This window comes from Ochrobactrum sp. AN78 (genome assembly GCF_029909885.1).
GTDB classification, from domain to species: domain Bacteria; phylum Pseudomonadota; class Alphaproteobacteria; order Rhizobiales; family Rhizobiaceae; genus Brucella; species Brucella quorumnocens.
Map to the genome: position 1 here is coordinate 24,350 of NZ_JASAMU010000004.1, position 15,964 is coordinate 40,313.

Genomic DNA, 15,964 nt, shown 5'->3' on the forward strand with positions numbered 1-15,964 from the left:
TCAGGCTGCCTCAAGCTCCGGCATGACGGACCGCTGCGTCGATGCGGCCTCCTGCTTGACGGCAGTTTCATGGATCCATTGTTTGAGAACGGCGGCTACACGCTCCTCATCCATCTCGATCATCTGTTCGAGACGCAGCTTGGCCGGCATGCGCATCCGCTGGCGCAGATCGCTAAGACTGGTCTTCATCTGGTCGGCATAGGCTTCCGGCCCACCAATCACGGCCTTAGCACCCTCACCTGCGATTGCCTGTTGCGTATCGCCAACAAAGTTTGGCACGCCAGTTTCACCAGCCTCACGCAGTGCGACTTCGGTTCCTGCCGATTTGGCATTCTGCTCGCGCAGCAGCGGACGCACGCCGAACCAGATCAGAAGAGCAACAGCGGCGAGAATTGCCAGTGCATTCACATAGGAACCGCTCTGTCGCATCAGCTGTTCAGACCAAGGTGTCGAAACCGGATCCATATCTGCGCCTGCCGGATTGAGGAAATTGACAGCAGTCACATTGATAACATCGCCACGGTCCGCGTTCAGACCGGCGGCGGTGGCAACGAGATCACGAATCTTGAGAATCTGCTGGTCAACAAAATCGGCAGGCGGCGGGGTCGTACCGGCGGTTTCAAGCAAACGTGCCTGATCAATGACCACAGCAATCGACAAGCGCTTGACGGCATAGCCATCGCTGACCGTCGACACCGTCTTGGTATTCATTTCGTAATTGGTCAGCTCTTCGCGACGGTCGGTCTTTTCCGTGGAGCTATCGCCATTACGGCTCTGAATTTCTTCCTGCGGAATATTCTGCTCAACACCCGTTGCGTTGTCATTGCGGGAATTGCGGGAATCGCCGCTTTCCCGAACCACGCGCACGGAACGCTCGACGCGCGATTCAGGATCAAAGCTTGTCTCGTTGGTCTGGCGGCGGTCTGTATCGAGTGACGCCTGAACGCTGCTCTGGAAATGACCGATACCAAGATAGGGCGCAAGCGCCTTACGGATGCTTTCATCCACATTCGCAGCCACCTGCTGCTCAAGCGACGCGGTCATAAGTGCAGCGCCATTGGCGGCTTCACCAGCGGATGCCAACAGGCGACCATTGGTATCGAGAACGGTCACAGAAGACGCATCAAGCGAAGGAACAGCAGCTGCAACCAACTGGCGGATCGATTGCGCAGATTCAGCTGCAAAGCCACCTTCCGCACGAATGACAACAGAAGCCGAAGGCTTCTGATCGCCACGACGGAAAGAGCCTTTTTCTGCCAGAACAATATGAACGCGCGCTGCCTTCACGCCGCGAATTGCCTGAATGGTACGGGCAATTTCGCCTTCAAGCGCGCGAACATGGGTGATTTCCTGCATGAATGACGTCAGGCCAAGCGAACCCATATTGTCGAACAGCTCGTAACCGGCATTGTTTGAGGTCGGCAAACCTTTTTCAGCCAAGTACATGCGTGCTTGCTCGGCCTTGCCGACAGGGACAAGGATCGACGAACCATCGGATTTAACGTCGAAAGCAATACCAGCTTCGCCAAGCGCCAGACCCATGCGATTTACGTCATCGCGTGAAAGACCGACATAGAGCGTTTCATAGGAGGGGCGGCTCAGATAAACGCTGGTGTAGAGGATTGCGCCCATCAATGCGGCTCCGACAAGTCCGAGCGCTATAAGTTTTCGCGCGCCAAGCTTGCCGAGCGTTGCCTTAAGCTGTTCGAGTAATTGCTGGAAATTCTGCTGCATCAATACCACCGCCATCCTGATGCGAGCAAAATAGATCGCGAAGCTTGCGCGAAAGTGTCGGCTTGGATGACGGGGACATTTTAAAAAAGAAGAAGGGCGCGGAATGAATCCCGCGCCCTCCAAATATAAGCCGTATCAGCTAAGTTATTAGCCGCGGAACAGCGACAGGATCGACTGGCTCGACGAGTTAGCGATCGAGAGAGCCTGAACGCCAAGCTGCTGCTGAACCTGCAGAGCCGACAGACGAGCCGATTCCTTGTTCATGTCGGCGTCAACGAGCGTACCAACGCCCTTTTCAACCGAGTCGCTGAGCTTGGAGATGAAGCTCTTCTGGGTGTCGATACGTGCCTTTGCAGCACCGAGCGAAGCTGCACCAGTGGTGAGCTTGTCCAGAGCAGTTTCAACCTTTTCCAGAGCCGTCTTGATTGCAGCGTCGTCAAGCTTTGCAGTCGCTGGATCGAAGAATGCATCGGCAACGAGATCGCCAGCGATACCGCCGGTGCCTGCAGCGTCAGCGAAAACCTGTACGTCAGCAGCAGCAACGTCAACAGTGTCGATCGTTACAGTGGTGCCGGTACGGTTGTAAGATGCAACAACCTTAAGATCCGAAGTTGCAGCAGCATCGTTTACGAGCAGGTTCGAACCAGCGTAGTTCGCATTGCTTGCCGACGACTTGATCTGCGACTGGATTGCCTTGATTTCAGTTGCGACCTTCTTCTGGTCTTCCTGGCTGGCGCCCTGAGCGCTAACCAGAAGCGACTTCATCTTGTCAACCTGGTCTTTGATGTCGTTGATTGCAGTGTATGCAGTGTCAACCTTGCCGGCGCCGAGGCCGAGAGCGTCCTGAACAGCCGAATTGGCCTTGTTGTCGGACTTCATCGAGGTCGCAATCGACCAATACGATGCATTGTCTGAAGCTTCACCGATGCGCAGGCCGGTCGAAATACGGTTCTGCGTGGTTTCCAGCGACTTGTTGGTCGAGGAAAGGGTCTGAAGAGCGGTGAGAGCTGAAGAGTTGGTAAGAATGCTAGCCATTGTATTGCCCCTTGGGAAAACAAACTGAGGGACAGGCCGGATTGAAAATTACCGGCATAGGAGAGCGGCATCATGCCTGTCACCACATAACGCGTGGGACCTACTATGGATGCTAGCACTATAACCCAATTGTTAAGAATATATTAATATAATGCGATCGTTTTTAACGAACCACCATTTTCGGGAGTGACACCTCGTCAGGATGCTTAACAAGCCCTTGATTTAGAGCCGTGAAACATCCTTTGCCTCGGGGCAGCATTCACGAGAATGATCGTATCAGGCTTCCGACCAGAATATTCCAGCCATCGATCAGCACGAAGAACAATATCTTGAACGGCAGGGATATCACCGTCGGCGGCAACATCATCATGCCCATCGACATGGTGAGTGTGGCAACCACAAGATCGATCACCAGAAATGGCAGGACGATCAGAAAGCCAATTTCAAAACCGCGACGCAATTCCGAGATCATGAAGGCGGGCACCAGCACGCGGAAATCGACAATGCCATCTTCTCCCGTACGGAATGCCGGATCGGCAAGGTCTTCAAACAGGCGCAAATCCTTGTCGCGCACTTCGCGCATCATAAATTCGCGGAAAGGCGTGGAGATTTCTCGGAAAGCCACCTCTTGCGTAATCTCGTTGCGCATCAGTGGCTGCACGCCATTGTTCCACGCACGATCAAACACCGGCGCCATGACGTAGAACGTCATGAATAGTGCCAGCGAAATCATGACCATACTGGCAGGCGCAGTCTGCAAACCCAATCCCGAACGTAAAAGCGAGAACGCGATTGCAAAGCGCGTGAAGCTTGTGACCATGATCAACAAGCCCGGCGCTACCGACAGTACAGTCAAAAGACCAAACAGCTGAACGATCTGTCCGCTGGCAGCCCCACTACCGGCAGGCAGAAGATTATCCAGCGACAACGCCTGTGAATGAGCGGCAGAAATAAATGCCAGCGTCAGCAGGCCAGTAAGCGCAAAAATCTTTTTCATTCTACTACCAGCGTCGAAATGAAAACGCGGTCCACCGCGCCTTCCGAACGCATCCGCGCCCTCTCTTCAAGATCGGCACGCAAATAAGCCAGCCCTGCCGCGCCCTGCAATTGCATGAGATTGACGCTTCGCAGGAAGCTCATGAAATCATCCCCCACACTTGCGGCCATATCTGCTGGAATCTCGCGGCCCGGCTTCGCAACAAGCGAAGCTTCAAGCCGGACCCATGTGGTCTGTGGGATGCCGAGATTGGTGACAATTGGCTGCAACGGAACAATTGTACCGATAGAGCGGGATTCAAAGTCGCCCTGCTTCGGCTTGTCATCTTTCGTGGTCGGTTTGGCCGCGACTTGCTGCTCGGCGGAAATTACCCCGCCAAGATACCAGCCGCCACCGCCAGCAATTGCAGTCAACACAGCGACGGCAGCCAGCAGCCCCACTATGGAGGTCTTTGCTTTGCCGTCTTTATCGATTGCTGTATCGCTCATGCCTGCTCAACTTTAGAACGGAGAAATTTGATCGAGAATCTGCTGGCCATATGGCGGCTGCTGAACCTCGCTCAGGCGCCCGCGCCCGCCGTATGAAATGCGCGCTTCGGCGATTTTGTCATAGGAAATTGTATTGTTTCCGGAAATGTCGCGCGGACGCACAACACCCACGACATTCAATACGCGCAACTCATAGTTTACGCGGACTTCCTGTGAGCCTCGAATGATCATATTGCCGTTGGGCAATGTGTCCGTGACGATGGCAGCGACTTGCAAACGAATGTCTTCGCTGCGTTCGATTTTGCCCTTGCCTTTGGATGTACTGTTGGAACGGGTATTGACCGATGCATCGATATCACCCCCGCCAGCTGCGCCAGAAAGACTGCTGGTATCGAACGACGCGCCGCCACCGTAAAGGCCTTTGGATACACGCTCACGGTCGGTCTTGTTATCCATATTTGCCCGATCATTGATCGAGATGATAACAGTCAGCACATCACCAGGTTCAGCCGCACGCGGGTCCTTGAAGAAGTTGGTCGAGCGCTGATCCCACAGCGAATATGACGCCTTGCTCGGACGGATCGGATAACCGCTATATTGCGGATTGTTGTTCATGCCGAGATTTGCAGCCACTGGCGACAAGTCTGGCGCACGGCCGATTTCTTCGGGCTTCGTAGCACAACCTGCCAGCAGAGCCAGCATCGCTGTTGCAAGGATCGCTTTGTTCATGCTTCTCGTCATTGCACCGTATTCCCGGTTTCAGCCTGAGCGCTCTGAGCCCTGTTGGTTTGGGGTGTTGCAGCCGTGCGCTGCGAACCAACAATGACCCGTGCAAGCTTGGCCGCCTTTTCAGGCGGCATTTCATTGAGAATGATACTCGACACCCGTGGATTGAGCTTGAGGATCAAAGCTGCAGCCGCTTCGTCACCGATAAGCGACATCTGAGCCGCTGCAGCATCTGGTTTCATCTTGGATATGATATCGACAAGTGAATCCTGTGCCTTGCTGACAAACTCGTCGCGACGCTTCAACCACATCTCATATTCTTTGCGCTTGTGTTCCAGCGCACGCATACGCGCTTCCACATCGGCCTTGAGATCGTTGAGCTGCTTGGTCTGCAAAGCAAAGCGCGCATCTGCCGCCTGATCATCAATATTGCCGCAAAACTTGCGGATTTCGTCGAGATTGCCAATCGGCGCAGAAGCCGCAAGCTGCTGCGCGGCAGTTGTTGGTGCTGGTGTCGCGGCTTGTTGCGGTGTCGGAACGGGCGGAAGGGGCTGTTGTGCAAAAGCCGGGAAGCTTGCACCAATCAGCAACGCTAAAGCCGAACCGTAACGGATGATGTTGCTAGCCATGATCATTGCACCACCAGCTCTGCATGAAGTGCACCCGATGTCTTGATCGCCTGCAAGATTGCGATGATGCCGTTTGGTTTCACGCCAATCTGGTTCAAGCCTTTCACGAGGTTTTCGAGATTAGCCCCCGTCAGAATACCAATCTTGGAATCGGCCTGATTAACGGCGATATCGGTATTCGGTTCGACTTCCGTCTCGCCATAACTGAAAGGTTCAGGCTGAACGACCATCGGCGTTTCGGTCACTCTTACGGTCAGGCTACCATGGCTGATCGCCACTTTGGAAATACGCACCTTCTCACCGATAACGACTGTGCCGGTGCGTTCGTCCACGACGACGCGCGCAACTTCATCCGTGGTGATTGGCAGACCTTCCAGCTCAGCCAGAAAGCGAGCGGCAGGCACGTTCTTCGGACGCTGAAGCCGAATGGTCTTGGCATCGCGGGCAATCGCTACGCCACGCCCATAGCGGCGCTTGGCGAACACATTGATCGTATCGGCAGCGCGCACAGCCGTCGTGAAATCAGGATCGCGCAGTTCGACAACCATTTCGCTGTCTTTACCGAAATTGCCTGCAACCTCACGCTCGACCAGCGCGCCATTCGGGATACGGCCAGATGTCGGAACGCCTTGGGTTATGCTTGCTGCTTCGCCCTCGGCCGAAAAGCCTGAAACGATCATGTTGCCCTGTGCGACCGCATAAATCTGATTGTCCGCGCCCATCAGGGGCGTCATGACCAGAGTACCGCCCTGTAGCGAAGTCGCATCGCCAAGCGAGGAGACAGTCACGTCGATACGCGAACCAGTGCCCGAAAATGCGGGCAGATTGGCAGTCACGATAACGGCTGCGGTGTTTTTGGAGCGGGTCGAATTGCGCGGTGCGCTGATGCCAAGATTATCAAGCATGGCACGCATGGACTGCTCGGTAAAAGGCGAATTGCGCAGACTATCGCCGCTGCCTTTCAAACCAATCACAAGACCATATCCGACGAGCTGGTTTTCACGCACGCCCTGAATGGTCGCAATGTCTTTGAGACGTGCAACCGCACTGCCCCTGCCAAGTTCGGCATAAGCCATTTTCGACGGATCACCGCCAGAGCCGAGCCAGTCTGCATCCGCTTCCACGGCGTTGCCAAACTCACGCGCGTTTTTCGAAGACTCGTCAGCAAACCCGGCGATGGGCTGGAGTGCTAAGGCCAAAAGGGCGATGAGGGCTGCGCGCGTTCTTCTCACTGCATCCCCACCTGAATGCGACCATCGGCAAGCACTGTTCCAGACACGATGATGCCGCTGTCTATATTGCGAATTTTAATGAAGTCGCCTGCCGCACCCGATTCAAGTGGCGTGCCCATTGCGGTTATCACCAAAGTGCCTGAAGTGAACACCAGCGGCGCAGGAACGCCACGCTTCACCAGCGATGGTTCGCCAAGTGCAGAAACGAGGATCGGCTTGCCCGGAAGCAGCGTCTTACGTGCGACTTTGCCCGTAGCCTGGTCTTGTGAAAGGACATATTGGCTCGCAGCCGGTGCACTGATGAAAAACTGCTTTTCAAGAAGCGCGGTTTCGCTCACGACCTGACCGGGATAGACGGTTGCCGAAGGCACGACAAAGGCGATGCGGTCGGCAACACTTGCGCCCGTTACTGCGAACAGCAGAAGGCCGGCAGTGATTGCCAGCCTTGTTTTCCGGGAAATTGCCTTCGTATAACTCATCGTCATCACCGTTGGAGCACATCCCGAAAAGTGGGAACCAGTTTTCGGACTGGCATGTGCGTAAAAACAAAAAAAGATAGCATTTCTAATGCTTTAGCGCAGGTTTTTCGATACGGTCGCAGCCATTTCATCGGCAGCCTGAATGACCTTGGAGTTCATCTCATAAGCACGCTGCGCCGTGATCAGATCGGTGATTTCTTTCACCGGATCGACATTGGATGCTTCGAGATAACCCTGCTTGATCGCGCCATAACCGGGATCACCGGGAACACCGACAAGTGGTCCGCCAGACGCTTCTGTTTCGCGGTAAAGATTGCCACCCAATGGCTCCAGGCCAGCTTCATTGGTGAAGTTTGCAAGCGTCAACTGGCCAAGATCGACCTGATTGACCTGATCCTGCAACTTGGCAAAGACCTGCCCGGTTTCCGTCACCGTCACCTCAATAGCGTCAGGCGGAATAGTGATGGCTGGCTCTACAGCATTACCATCAAGCGTAACCAGTTGGCCGTCAGCATTCTTGTTGAATGCGCCAGCGCGTGTGTAAAGCGTTTCACCCGTCGGGCTCTGAATCTGGAACCAGCCGCGTCCGGTCAATGCCACGTCATATGGATTGCCAGTCTGGTTGAAGCTTCCCTGCATATGAAGATTGCGCACAGCCGCAGTCTGCACACCTAGCCCAACCAAAGCGCCTTCGGGCACGATTGCCTGATTGGCCTGATTGGGCACGCCAGCGGTGCGTTCCGATTGATACAGAAGATCAGAAAATTCAGCGCGTGCGCGCTTAAAGCCCGTTGTATTGATGTTCGCGATATTGTTCGCAATCACTTCCAGATTGAGCTGCTGGGCGTTCATGCCGGTGGCGGCTATCGTCAGGGCTTTCATGGCAGGTCCTTATTCAGTGAGAGCACTCAGACCGGCATACGGCTGATTTCGAGATAGGCCTGCACGATCTTGTCGCGGATCGCGATTGCCGTCTGAAGTGACTGCTCGGCTTCCATGACAGAGCTGACCACGTCGCGCAGCGGAGCATCACCCTTGATGCCCTGAATGGAATTGGCTTCAGCAGCCTGCAGCTTCTGACCAACCGAATCCGTCATTTGCGACAGGACTTCACCAAAGGACGCACCCGGAGTGGTCGGGATGGCCTGGGGCGCCGAAGTGGAGCCAACGCTCTTTTCGGCGACTGTTTCAGAAAGGCGCGATAGGGCATTGCGCGCCGAAACACTCATAATTGAGTCGTACATTAAGTGCTCCTCAGGAGGTCGATGGTCATCGAGATCAGCTCACGCGCTTGTTTGACGACCTGCAAATTGGCTTCATAAGAACGGTTGGCTTCACGCATGTCCGCCATTTCGACGACCATGTTGACGTTGGGATATTTCACATATCCACGCGCATCCGCTGCGGGATGGCTTGGATCATATTCTTCGATAAAGGCAGAGGTATCCTTGCCGACTTCTGCAACCCGAACCTCGGCAGCGCCTGTGCTCTGCTCGACTTCCGTACGGAAGGAGACAGTCTTGCGACGATAAGGATCGGCATCTGCCGTCTTCGCTGTCGCCTGTGCATTGGCAAGATTTTCCGAAACGACGCGCAAACGGGTCGACTGTGCCGACAAGCCCGATGCTGCAATCTTCAAGCTGTTCTGCAATGCGTCTGACATAGCTTACCCCTTCGCCACAGACAGCATCATGCGGTGAAACGCTTTGACGATGCTCGTGTTGAGCGAATATTCGCGGGCAATCTCGCCAGCCTTCATCATTTCGCGTTCAACATCGACCGTATTGCCCGAATGGGTTTGCTCAGTGATGTCTTCAGGACGCAGCCGCGCGCCTGCAATGCCATTCGCCTCTACTTCCAGATGCTGCGGACTGGTTGCAGCCATGGTGAGCTGGGTTTTGTCCAGCACATCAGCGAAAGGCTGAACGTCTCGCGCCCGGAAATCCGGCGTATTCGCATTGGCAACATTGCCTGCAACGGTGGCCTGTCGTACCGACAACCACTGCGCCTGCCTTGAAGCCAGATCGAAAAGATGAATGGAGCTCATGGAGTTTCCCGCCTTTATAGTTTGTTAACTTAAAGGTCGGAACTTGCGTCAAGCTTGCGTGGCTTACACCATAAGACGTAGCTGAAAAGAGAAACTACCGCTTTTGATGGAGCGCGCGCGGCAAACGCCCTATCCTGCGCTTTATACCAAGGCGGCTCAAGATGTTGACGCATCACGCCTTGAAAAGGTTCAATCGCCACACGGGCTCAACCAAAGTCCGATGAGTCTTGCTCAATGAACTTTGGTATTACTTACGCAACTCAATCACATCGCCCGCCGACGTCGTCAGTTTCCAGGTGCCAGCCTGATTACCGCGTCCGATTGAAACGAGGTGACTGCCATCAGGCAGAAGCGAGCCTTTCTCGACGAACCAATAGCCTGACGTATCTTCGATCATCGCCATACCGCCAACCACTTCGCGGAGAGCGAATACCGGCTTTGGAAGCGATTGACCTTCGCCATTCCCATCACCACCGTTGCCAGCTCCTGTTCCGGGCAATCCCTTGCCATTGGACATAACCGAACCGGTTGTGGTGGTATCAATGTTCTCATTCGGCGCGACCTGATCGTTGGGACGGAACGAAGGAAAGCTCCTCACCGTCTTTTGTTCCGAACGGTCGAGCGGGTCGACAATCTTGCTATCAGCCTTCTTGTCAGGGCTGAGATCAACACGTTGCAGATAGGTGATGAAAGGAAGCATCGCACAGCCAACAGCCAGCGTGATCGCCGCAATCTTGAGATAGCGGTCAACCTGACTTTGCGGCTTTTTGGTTTCGCTTGCAGTAGCGGCTTCGACCTCCGCCGCGAGATCGGCGAGAATGTCCTCTTCCCGTCTGTTGCGAGAACCCTTCATCATGTTCTTCATGTCTGTTTTTCTCCGCGTAACGCTGCGGCAAGGTCGTGATAAGGGTCTTCCGACAGACCTGTTTCGGGCGATTGTTGCAGCGCATCATAAATACGCGGAACAAGATCGACCGCCTGATCCAACAGGCCGTCATTGCCCTTTTGATAAGCACCAATCGCGCGCAGATCGCGCGTTTCTTCAAAACGTGCAACCATGCTGCGCAATTGACCTGCAAGTTTGCGCTGTTCCGGCGTCCAGTTGTGCTTGGCCAGACGCGATACTGACGCAGGAATATCCACTGCTGGAAAACGCCCCTGAGCAGCAATGGCACGGTCGAGAACAATATGACCATCCAATGTGCCGCGAATGGTATCCGAAACCGGATCATTGTGGTCGTCACCATCGACCAGCACCGAATAGATGCCGGTGATGCTTCCACCTGCCTCGGTGATGCCCGGTCCGGCGCGTTCAAGAAGGCGAGGAAGCTGGCTGAAAACACTTGGCGGATAACCGCGCGAAACAGGCGGTTCTTCTGCGGCAATCGCCACTTCGCGCGCCGCATGTGCAAATCGGGTAACGGAATCCACAATCAACAGCACGTTCTGGCCAAGATCGCGAAAATATTCGGCTATCGCTGTCGCCGTATTGGGTGCGAGGCGGCGCATCATCGGGCTTTCATCGCCAGTGGCGACCACCGTCACAGTCTTGTTGAGATGCCCGGCCATGGTCTCTTCAAGCATCTCGCGCACTTCACGACCACGCTCGCCGGTCAGGGCCAGAACCACAGTGTCAAAATCGCCCGCACGGGTCATCATGGCCAGCAATGTGGATTTACCCACACCAGAGCCCGCAAAAATTCCGATACGTTGTCCAAAACAAAGCGGCGTGAAAATATCAATCACATTGACGCCGGTGCGAAGCCCCCGATCAACGCGGGCGCGGCGCAATGCAGCTGGAGCCAGATTCTCGGAAGCCATCGGCCGTGTGCCGGGCTGAAGAGCGCCTTTTCCGTCAACTGCTTCGCCAAGCGCATTGATAACCCGGCCACGCCATTCCGGCGCCGGGCGAATGCGCAGCGGACCTTCCTCGAAAACAGCCGCGCCAAGAGACGGAATAATGCGGTCGTCGAAAGGCTTCACCAGCACCTGACGGTCTGCCACGCGGATGATTTCCGCCAGACTTTGCCCTCCATCAGCACGAATGGCCACTGCATCACCCAAACGCGCATTACGCGACAACCCGCGCACAGCAATTGCCGAACGCGACACATCACTCACCGTGCCACCAATGCCGGTTAGTGGCTTTGGCGCTATCGATTGCTGACGTGCAAAGGCGGCAAGCCGCGTGAGCGGGAGGTCAGAGATCATCCGTTTTTGGAGCCTAGCGTCCTGATGGCTTCAGCGACTGTGTTTTCCTGCTGGCCAAGCAGATTGTTGACCTGCTCGAAAGCACGGCTAACGCTGATCAGACGTGTCATTTCCGTCATACCATCAACATTGGAGCCTTCAATCATGCCCTGCACAACGCCTGCGCTCATATCGTCAACGACAGGCTGTGCCGGCTTGTTCGGTACGACGCCAGAATTGCCAGCATAGCTGAGATCAGCATCAGCAGGAATTGAGAACAGACCGATGGCACCAATCTGTGCACCATTCTGGTAGACTGCGCCGTCGCTTGATATTTTAGGCGCACCGCCATCGGGATTGAGCACAATCGGCGCGCCACCCACATCCAGAATGGAGTTTCCGGTTACAGACACCAGCTCGCCTGTCGGCATCATTTTCATGCGCCCGTCGCGTGTGTAAACCAGACCTTGCGGCGTGTTCACCGACATCCAGACGTTGCCTTTGACGGCGACATCAAATGGATTGCCGGTTTCTAGCATCGAGCCTGCTTCAGTTCGGATGAAGCTTTTGCCAGCAGTCGCAAAATTTATGTCTTCGCTGGCCTTGTTCGAAACGATGGTGTCGAACTTGGTGCCTTCACCACGGAACCCCGGTGTTGAGATATTCGCCACATTATGAGCGATGGCGTTCATCCGTCGCTCAAGCGTTACGAGCGAAGAAAGCCCGACATAGATGGAATTATTCTGCATCGATCAGCGTCCGCCCGGCTTAAAGTTTTGCAATGTGGTCAGGATGTTGGCCGATATGCCAACTGACGATGTTCCGCCCAGCAACAGTGACGCAATGGAAGCTGGGCTGCTCGCCGTTGGATTGTTCATTTCATGCATGGCCGTGAAGCGCGAAATCAGCTTCGACACATGGTCGGGATCGGACATTTTCGAGAAATCGACTTTCGCCTCGATCATCTTGGCCTGCTTGTCGATGTCGGCGTTCGACATGGCTGACGGCCAGCCGAAAGTCGTCTGCATCATCGTAAGCAACGCTTTGTCGCCGAGGATTTCATACGCATTGGTGATGGTAGATGCCTTGCGCTCAAAATAGAGCGCCAGACGGACGCCTTCATTCTGACTGCCTGCTTCCGTTTCAAGCGTCTGACGGACATACTTGTCCATCACCCCTTGCTGTGCAGCAGTGCCTTCTGTCGCCTTGTCGCCCTTGCCTTGAAAATCAAAGGTTGTTGCGAATTCTTTGTAGCGCTTGTCAGTCAGCTTGTTCGCCATGGCGTCATCGCTTTTGACACCTTCGGTGAGGATCTTGCGTACGAAAGCTTTCGCATAGGCCATGTCTTCAAGGCCAAATGCCTTCATGGCGTAATTGAAAAGCCGGGTGTCGGACATGAAATCGTCAATGGATTTAACCTTGCCGATATTCTCTTTGTAGTAAGCGGTTTCCCGCTCAACCACAGGCTCCTTCGAGACGCGCTGCAACGACCGCGTCATATCGGACGCAATCAGCCGATAACTCATCATCGTGTTGACCATGCGAGAACCCCCTGCAATTTTTCATGAACGTTATGCTCGATCAAGCTTGTCCGAAGCTGATGCATTTCCGCGTCAATTGCTCGGTCTCAAATGGCAAGCTTCGCACAAGGCGCAATCCTTAAGGTGCAAAAATACAGCATTTCCAGCAAAAAGTGCGAAGCGGTTTTGCGTAGGATAGTGCGTAAAAACAAATAGTTACAGCGGCTTCAACGATTCGGTTTTAACTGGAGCCGCTGTAACTTCGAATCAACGGGAGTCATGCGCTTTGGGTATTCTCATCGGCCTCGCCATCACACTGGGCTGCATGCTCGGCGGTTTCATCGCCATGGGCGGGCACGTCAGCGTGCTCATCCAGCCGTGGGAATTCGTCATTATTCTGGGCGCAGCACTCGGTACATTCTTTGTCGCCAACCCCCTTTCGCTTGTGAAGGATACGGGCAAGGCCTGCATGGAAGCCTTCGCAAATGCTGTACCAAAGCAACGTGATTATCTCGACGTTCTGGGCCTGCTTTACAGCCTGATGCGGGAATTGCGCGCAAAGTCGCGCAATGAAGTGGAAGTCCATATCGACAACCCAAAAGAGTCCGCGATCTTCCAGGCCTATCCGAGCGTTCTGAAAAACGACGACCTCGTGCATTTCATCTGTGACTATTGCCGCCTTATCATTGTCGGAAATGTACGTCCCCATGAAATTGAAGCGCTTATGGATGAAGAAATCCACACGCTCTCGCGTGACAAGCTCAAACCGTATCAGGCGATGGTTTCGATTTCGGAAGCGTTGCCCGCGCTGGGCATCGTTGCCGCAGTTCTGGGTGTTATCAAGGCCATGGGCGCGCTCAATCAGTCGCCGGAAGTGCTTGGTCACCTGATCGGTGCAGCACTTGTCGGAACATTTGCCGGTATCTTCTTCTCTTACGGTGTCGTGGGTCCGATCGCCACCAAGATCAAGTCAACCCGAGACAAGCAAAACCGTCTCTATACCGTCGTGAAACAGACGCTGCTTGCCTACATGAATGGTTCGCTGCCGCAGATCGCGCTTGAATATGGCCGCAAGACCATTTCGGCCTATGAGCGTCCAAGCATCGACGTGGTTGAGCAGGAAACCATGGCGACCACGCCGATCCAGCAGGCGGCCTGATATGACTTCTCCGGACCAAAACCGCAAAAACGACGTGCTCGCTGAAAACCTTTTACGTGCGGCCGGACTTTCCGGTGACGATCTCAAATCGCTTGCGCATGTCTTCAAGGATGCATCGTCTCATTTTTGTGGCCGTCTCAAGCAGGGAAGCGCCGCTGCGTTTGATGCCGAAGCTGGTCAGGTAGAAACGGCTGATGACGCCGCGATCAATGCCATTCTCGATCAGGCTGCAATCATCGCGCCACTCAAAGCCGATCGCTGGGGCTGCAAGCTTTATCTGACTGCCGACGCAACCCTGGTGTTTTCAGTCATCGAAACCATGTTCGGCGCGCAGGGCAACCTCGGTAGTTTTGACCTTGAACGCCCCTTTGGCATGCTCGAACGCAAGGTATCCAACCAGCTGACATCGCATATGTCGGCGGCACTGGATCAGGTGTTTATGGGCGGCGGACAATCGCTTTTTGCGCCCGGCGAATGCATGGACACAGCCGAATTTAATAGTGACGACCTTGAGCGCTCACGCCTCTTTATCTGCCGTATCGATGTTGTTGCTGCGGGCAAGACCGGCACGCTGCATCTTCTTCTTCCCAGAGCCACACATAAGCCAATGCAGGATGCCGTTGCTGCTTTCCTGCGCCGTCCCATGAACCAGGCAGACCCTGCCTGGTCCAAGAAGATGCGCAATGAAGTCAGCCGCGCCCGCATTGAGCTTGAGACATTCATTCAACAGGGCAGCATGACGCTGGATGCCCTCTCAAAGCTTGAAATCGGACAGGTGCTGAAACTCCCTGTCGATGCGATGGAGCAGGTACGGCTCCGCGCTGGCGATCAGCAGCTTTTCAAATGCACGCTCGGCAAGTCCGGCATTCACTTTACAGTCAAGGTTGGCGATCCGGTCAATCAGGAAGAGGATCTCATCGATGAGCTTGTTGCTGGCTAATCTTCTATCGACGCTTCTGGCGCTCGGCTCGCTTGGTGCGCTCATCATTGTGGGTCGCAAGACCAACGAAACCATCAAGCTTGGTAAACTGCTGACGCTGCGCGTGGCTGCTGCCTCCAATGGTTTGGAGCGCGTTGCCAAGTCGTTGCAGAACCAGCGCACCGACTTGTCAGACGAAACACTAAAGCTCGAAGCCCGTCTAGCCGAGACAAACCGTGTGCGCCGCGAGATGGACGAAGCAATCGAAGAGCTGAACCGGCTGCGTAAAGCACTCACGCGCGATATGCGTCAGGCACGAACCGTCACGGAAACTGCAGCACGTATCGATGAGAAGGTGTTTTCGCCCGCAAGCGAACCTGCACCAAAAGAAAAAAGCGCCTTGCCGGTCTTCGTGCGCCGTGCGGTCAAGAAGGCAACCGTTGAAATTGCGGGGCAGGCATGAGCACCGAGAACAAGGACGAAAACATGCAGCATGAGCTGGAAGAGGCGATTGAAGAATTGCGCGAAGAAAAGCCGCGCAGCGCCAAAGCTGGTGCCTCAAAGCCCAATCTCGAGCTTATCATGGGTATCCCGGTCGATGTTCAGGTGGTTCTAGGCGGCACGACCATGCCAGTCGCAAACCTCATGAAGCTCGGTCGTGGTGCTGTCATCACGCTCGACAAGCAAATCGGTGATCCGGTCGATATCGTCGTCAATGGACGTGTGATTGCGCGCGGTGAAGTCATCGTGCTCGAAGACGATTCCTCGCGGTTCGGCGTCAGCCTGACCGAAATCATCGGTAAGTAACG

Annotated in this window: 20 protein-coding genes; 4 read left to right on the forward strand and 16 right to left on the reverse strand. The window is 54.8% G+C overall.

What is annotated here, in order from left to right; translation table 11 throughout:
• The 16 genes from fliF to QBD00_RS09530 all read right to left on the reverse strand — a co-directional run bounded on the left by fliF (window position 1) and on the right by QBD00_RS09530 (window position 13,098).
• The gene (gene fliF, locus QBD00_RS09455) at window positions 1-1,749 is read right to left on the reverse strand and encodes a flagellar basal-body MS-ring/collar protein FliF (protein ID WP_318579304.1); all 1,749 of its coding nucleotides are present in this window, start codon (window positions 1,747-1,749) and stop codon (window positions 1-3) included.
• A gap of 132 nt (window positions 1,750-1,881) precedes the next feature.
• A complete protein-coding gene (locus QBD00_RS09460; protein WP_151092934.1) occupies window positions 1,882-2,769 on the reverse strand; it encodes a flagellin in 888 nt (295 codons plus the stop codon).
• Between the two features lie 259 nt (window positions 2,770-3,028).
• Window positions 3,029-3,766 (reverse strand): flagellar type III secretion system pore protein FliP, encoded by a 738-nt coding sequence (gene fliP, locus QBD00_RS09465; RefSeq protein ID WP_151092936.1) that lies wholly within the window; start codon window positions 3,764-3,766, stop codon window positions 3,029-3,031.
• Window positions 3,763-4,254, reverse strand: coding sequence for a flagellar basal body-associated FliL family protein (locus QBD00_RS09470; RefSeq protein WP_095445438.1), 492 nt, complete (start codon window positions 4,252-4,254; stop codon window positions 3,763-3,765). The genes fliP and QBD00_RS09470 overlap by 4 nt, the downstream gene beginning before the upstream one ends.
• Window positions 4,255-4,266: 12 nt before the next feature.
• Entirely contained in the window at window positions 4,267-4,995 is a 729-nt protein-coding gene (flgH, locus tag QBD00_RS09475) for a flagellar basal body L-ring protein FlgH (RefSeq protein ID WP_095445437.1), read from the reverse strand.
• Complete coding sequence (locus tag QBD00_RS09480; RefSeq protein WP_318579305.1) at window positions 4,992-5,615, reverse strand: MotE family protein; 624 nt, start codon at window positions 5,613-5,615, stop codon at window positions 4,992-4,994. Before QBD00_RS09480 ends, flgH begins: the two co-directional genes overlap by 4 nt.
• Window positions 5,612-6,841, reverse strand: coding sequence for a flagellar basal body P-ring protein FlgI (locus QBD00_RS09485; protein WP_318579306.1), 1,230 nt, complete (start codon window positions 6,839-6,841; stop codon window positions 5,612-5,614). The genes QBD00_RS09480 and QBD00_RS09485 overlap by 4 nt, the downstream gene beginning before the upstream one ends.
• Window positions 6,838-7,320 (reverse strand): flagellar basal body P-ring formation chaperone FlgA, encoded by a 483-nt coding sequence (flgA, locus tag QBD00_RS09490; RefSeq protein WP_318579307.1) that lies wholly within the window; start codon window positions 7,318-7,320, stop codon window positions 6,838-6,840. Before flgA ends, QBD00_RS09485 begins: the two co-directional genes overlap by 4 nt.
• 93 nt (window positions 7,321-7,413) lie before the next feature.
• Window positions 7,414-8,202, reverse strand: a complete 789-nt coding sequence (flgG, locus tag QBD00_RS09495) for a flagellar basal-body rod protein FlgG (RefSeq protein WP_095445434.1) — start codon at window positions 8,200-8,202, stop codon at window positions 7,414-7,416.
• A gap of 26 nt (window positions 8,203-8,228) precedes the next feature.
• Window positions 8,229-8,564, reverse strand: coding sequence for a flagellar hook-basal body complex protein FliE (locus tag QBD00_RS09500; RefSeq protein ID WP_007877059.1), 336 nt, complete (start codon window positions 8,562-8,564; stop codon window positions 8,229-8,231).
• The gene (gene flgC / locus QBD00_RS09505; RefSeq protein ID WP_094579463.1) at window positions 8,564-8,983 is read right to left on the reverse strand and encodes a flagellar basal body rod protein FlgC; all 420 of its coding nucleotides are present in this window, start codon (window positions 8,981-8,983) and stop codon (window positions 8,564-8,566) included. Before flgC ends, QBD00_RS09500 begins: the two co-directional genes overlap by 1 nt.
• 3 nt (window positions 8,984-8,986) lie before the next feature.
• Window positions 8,987-9,367: a flagellar basal body rod protein FlgB gene (gene flgB, locus QBD00_RS09510; RefSeq protein WP_151092944.1), complete on the reverse strand. Its 381-nt coding sequence runs from the start codon at window positions 9,365-9,367 to the stop codon at window positions 8,987-8,989.
• 247 nt (window positions 9,368-9,614) lie between these two features.
• On the reverse strand, window positions 9,615-10,223 hold the full coding sequence (locus QBD00_RS09515) for a hypothetical protein (protein ID WP_151093198.1): 609 nt from the start codon (window positions 10,221-10,223) through the stop codon (window positions 9,615-9,617).
• A gap of 5 nt (window positions 10,224-10,228) precedes the next feature.
• Complete coding sequence (gene fliI / locus QBD00_RS09520) at window positions 10,229-11,578, reverse strand: flagellar protein export ATPase FliI (protein ID WP_318579308.1); 1,350 nt, start codon at window positions 11,576-11,578, stop codon at window positions 10,229-10,231.
• Window positions 11,575-12,306 (reverse strand): flagellar basal-body rod protein FlgF, encoded by a 732-nt coding sequence (gene flgF / locus QBD00_RS09525; protein WP_151092948.1) that lies wholly within the window; start codon window positions 12,304-12,306, stop codon window positions 11,575-11,577. Before flgF ends, fliI begins: the two co-directional genes overlap by 4 nt.
• 3 nt (window positions 12,307-12,309) lie before the next feature.
• A complete protein-coding gene (locus QBD00_RS09530) occupies window positions 12,310-13,098 on the reverse strand; it encodes a DUF1217 domain-containing protein (protein ID WP_318579309.1) in 789 nt (262 codons plus the stop codon).
• Window positions 13,099-13,363: 265 nt separating this feature from the next.
• Here QBD00_RS09530 and motA point away from each other — a divergent pair, with 265 nt between their 5' ends.
• From motA to fliN, 4 genes are read left to right on the forward strand one after another with little or no spacing between them, the layout of a single operon-like run.
• Window positions 13,364-14,236 carry a flagellar motor stator protein MotA gene (gene motA, locus QBD00_RS09535; RefSeq protein WP_095445427.1) on the forward strand — a complete coding sequence of 291 codons (873 nt, stop codon included), beginning with the start codon at window positions 13,364-13,366 and terminating at the stop codon, window positions 14,234-14,236.
• Window position 14,237: 1 nt separating this feature from the next.
• Complete coding sequence (locus QBD00_RS09540; RefSeq protein ID WP_318579310.1) at window positions 14,238-15,176, forward strand: FliM/FliN family flagellar motor switch protein; 939 nt, start codon at window positions 14,238-14,240, stop codon at window positions 15,174-15,176.
• Entirely contained in the window at window positions 15,157-15,618 is a 462-nt protein-coding gene (locus QBD00_RS09545; RefSeq protein WP_318579311.1) for a BAB2_0123 family type IV secretion system effector, read from the forward strand. The genes QBD00_RS09540 and QBD00_RS09545 overlap by 20 nt, the downstream gene beginning before the upstream one ends.
• Entirely contained in the window at window positions 15,615-15,962 is a 348-nt protein-coding gene (fliN, locus tag QBD00_RS09550) for a flagellar motor switch protein FliN (RefSeq protein WP_094579455.1), read from the forward strand. Before QBD00_RS09545 ends, fliN begins: the two co-directional genes overlap by 4 nt.
• The last annotated feature ends 2 nt before the right edge of the window (window positions 15,963-15,964 follow it).

What these genes read in the sequence shown, in the direction of transcription:
- QBD00_RS09480 (WP_318579305.1), bottom strand. Translation starts at nt 5,615, where the DNA reads ATGATCATGGCTAGCAACATCATCCGTTACGGTTCGGCTTTAGCGTTG.
- flgB (WP_151092944.1), bottom strand. Translation starts at nt 9,367, where the DNA reads ATGAGCTCCATTCATCTTTTCGATCTGGCTTCAAGGCAGGCGCAGTGG.
- flgC (WP_094579463.1), bottom strand. Translation starts at nt 8,983, where the DNA reads ATGTCAGACGCATTGCAGAACAGCTTGAAGATTGCAGCATCGGGCTTG.
- QBD00_RS09460 (WP_151092934.1), bottom strand. Translation starts at nt 2,769, where the DNA reads ATGGCTAGCATTCTTACCAACTCTTCAGCTCTCACCGCTCTTCAGACC.
- QBD00_RS09500 (WP_007877059.1), bottom strand. Translation starts at nt 8,564, where the DNA reads ATGTACGACTCAATTATGAGTGTTTCGGCGCGCAATGCCCTATCGCGC.
- flgA (WP_318579307.1), bottom strand. Translation starts at nt 7,320, where the DNA reads ATGAGTTATACGAAGGCAATTTCCCGGAAAACAAGGCTGGCAATCACT.
- fliN (WP_094579455.1), top strand. Translation starts at nt 15,615, where the DNA reads ATGAGCACCGAGAACAAGGACGAAAACATGCAGCATGAGCTGGAAGAG.
- fliF (WP_318579304.1), bottom strand. Translation starts at nt 1,749, where the DNA reads ATGGCGGTGGTATTGATGCAGCAGAATTTCCAGCAATTACTCGAACAG.
- fliP (WP_151092936.1), bottom strand. Translation starts at nt 3,766, where the DNA reads ATGAAAAAGATTTTTGCGCTTACTGGCCTGCTGACGCTGGCATTTATT.
- QBD00_RS09530 (WP_318579309.1), bottom strand. Translation starts at nt 13,098, where the DNA reads ATGGTCAACACGATGATGAGTTATCGGCTGATTGCGTCCGATATGACG.
- QBD00_RS09540 (WP_318579310.1), top strand. Translation starts at nt 14,238, where the DNA reads ATGACTTCTCCGGACCAAAACCGCAAAAACGACGTGCTCGCTGAAAAC.
- fliI (WP_318579308.1), bottom strand. Translation starts at nt 11,578, where the DNA reads ATGATCTCTGACCTCCCGCTCACGCGGCTTGCCGCCTTTGCACGTCAG.
- flgF (WP_151092948.1), bottom strand. Translation starts at nt 12,306, where the DNA reads ATGCAGAATAATTCCATCTATGTCGGGCTTTCTTCGCTCGTAACGCTT.
- QBD00_RS09515 (WP_151093198.1), bottom strand. Translation starts at nt 10,223, where the DNA reads ATGATGAAGGGTTCTCGCAACAGACGGGAAGAGGACATTCTCGCCGAT.
- QBD00_RS09470 (WP_095445438.1), bottom strand. Translation starts at nt 4,254, where the DNA reads ATGAGCGATACAGCAATCGATAAAGACGGCAAAGCAAAGACCTCCATA.
- flgH (WP_095445437.1), bottom strand. Translation starts at nt 4,995, where the DNA reads ATGACGAGAAGCATGAACAAAGCGATCCTTGCAACAGCGATGCTGGCT.
- flgG (WP_095445434.1), bottom strand. Translation starts at nt 8,202, where the DNA reads ATGAAAGCCCTGACGATAGCCGCCACCGGCATGAACGCCCAGCAGCTC.
- QBD00_RS09545 (WP_318579311.1), top strand. Translation starts at nt 15,157, where the DNA reads ATGAGCTTGTTGCTGGCTAATCTTCTATCGACGCTTCTGGCGCTCGGC.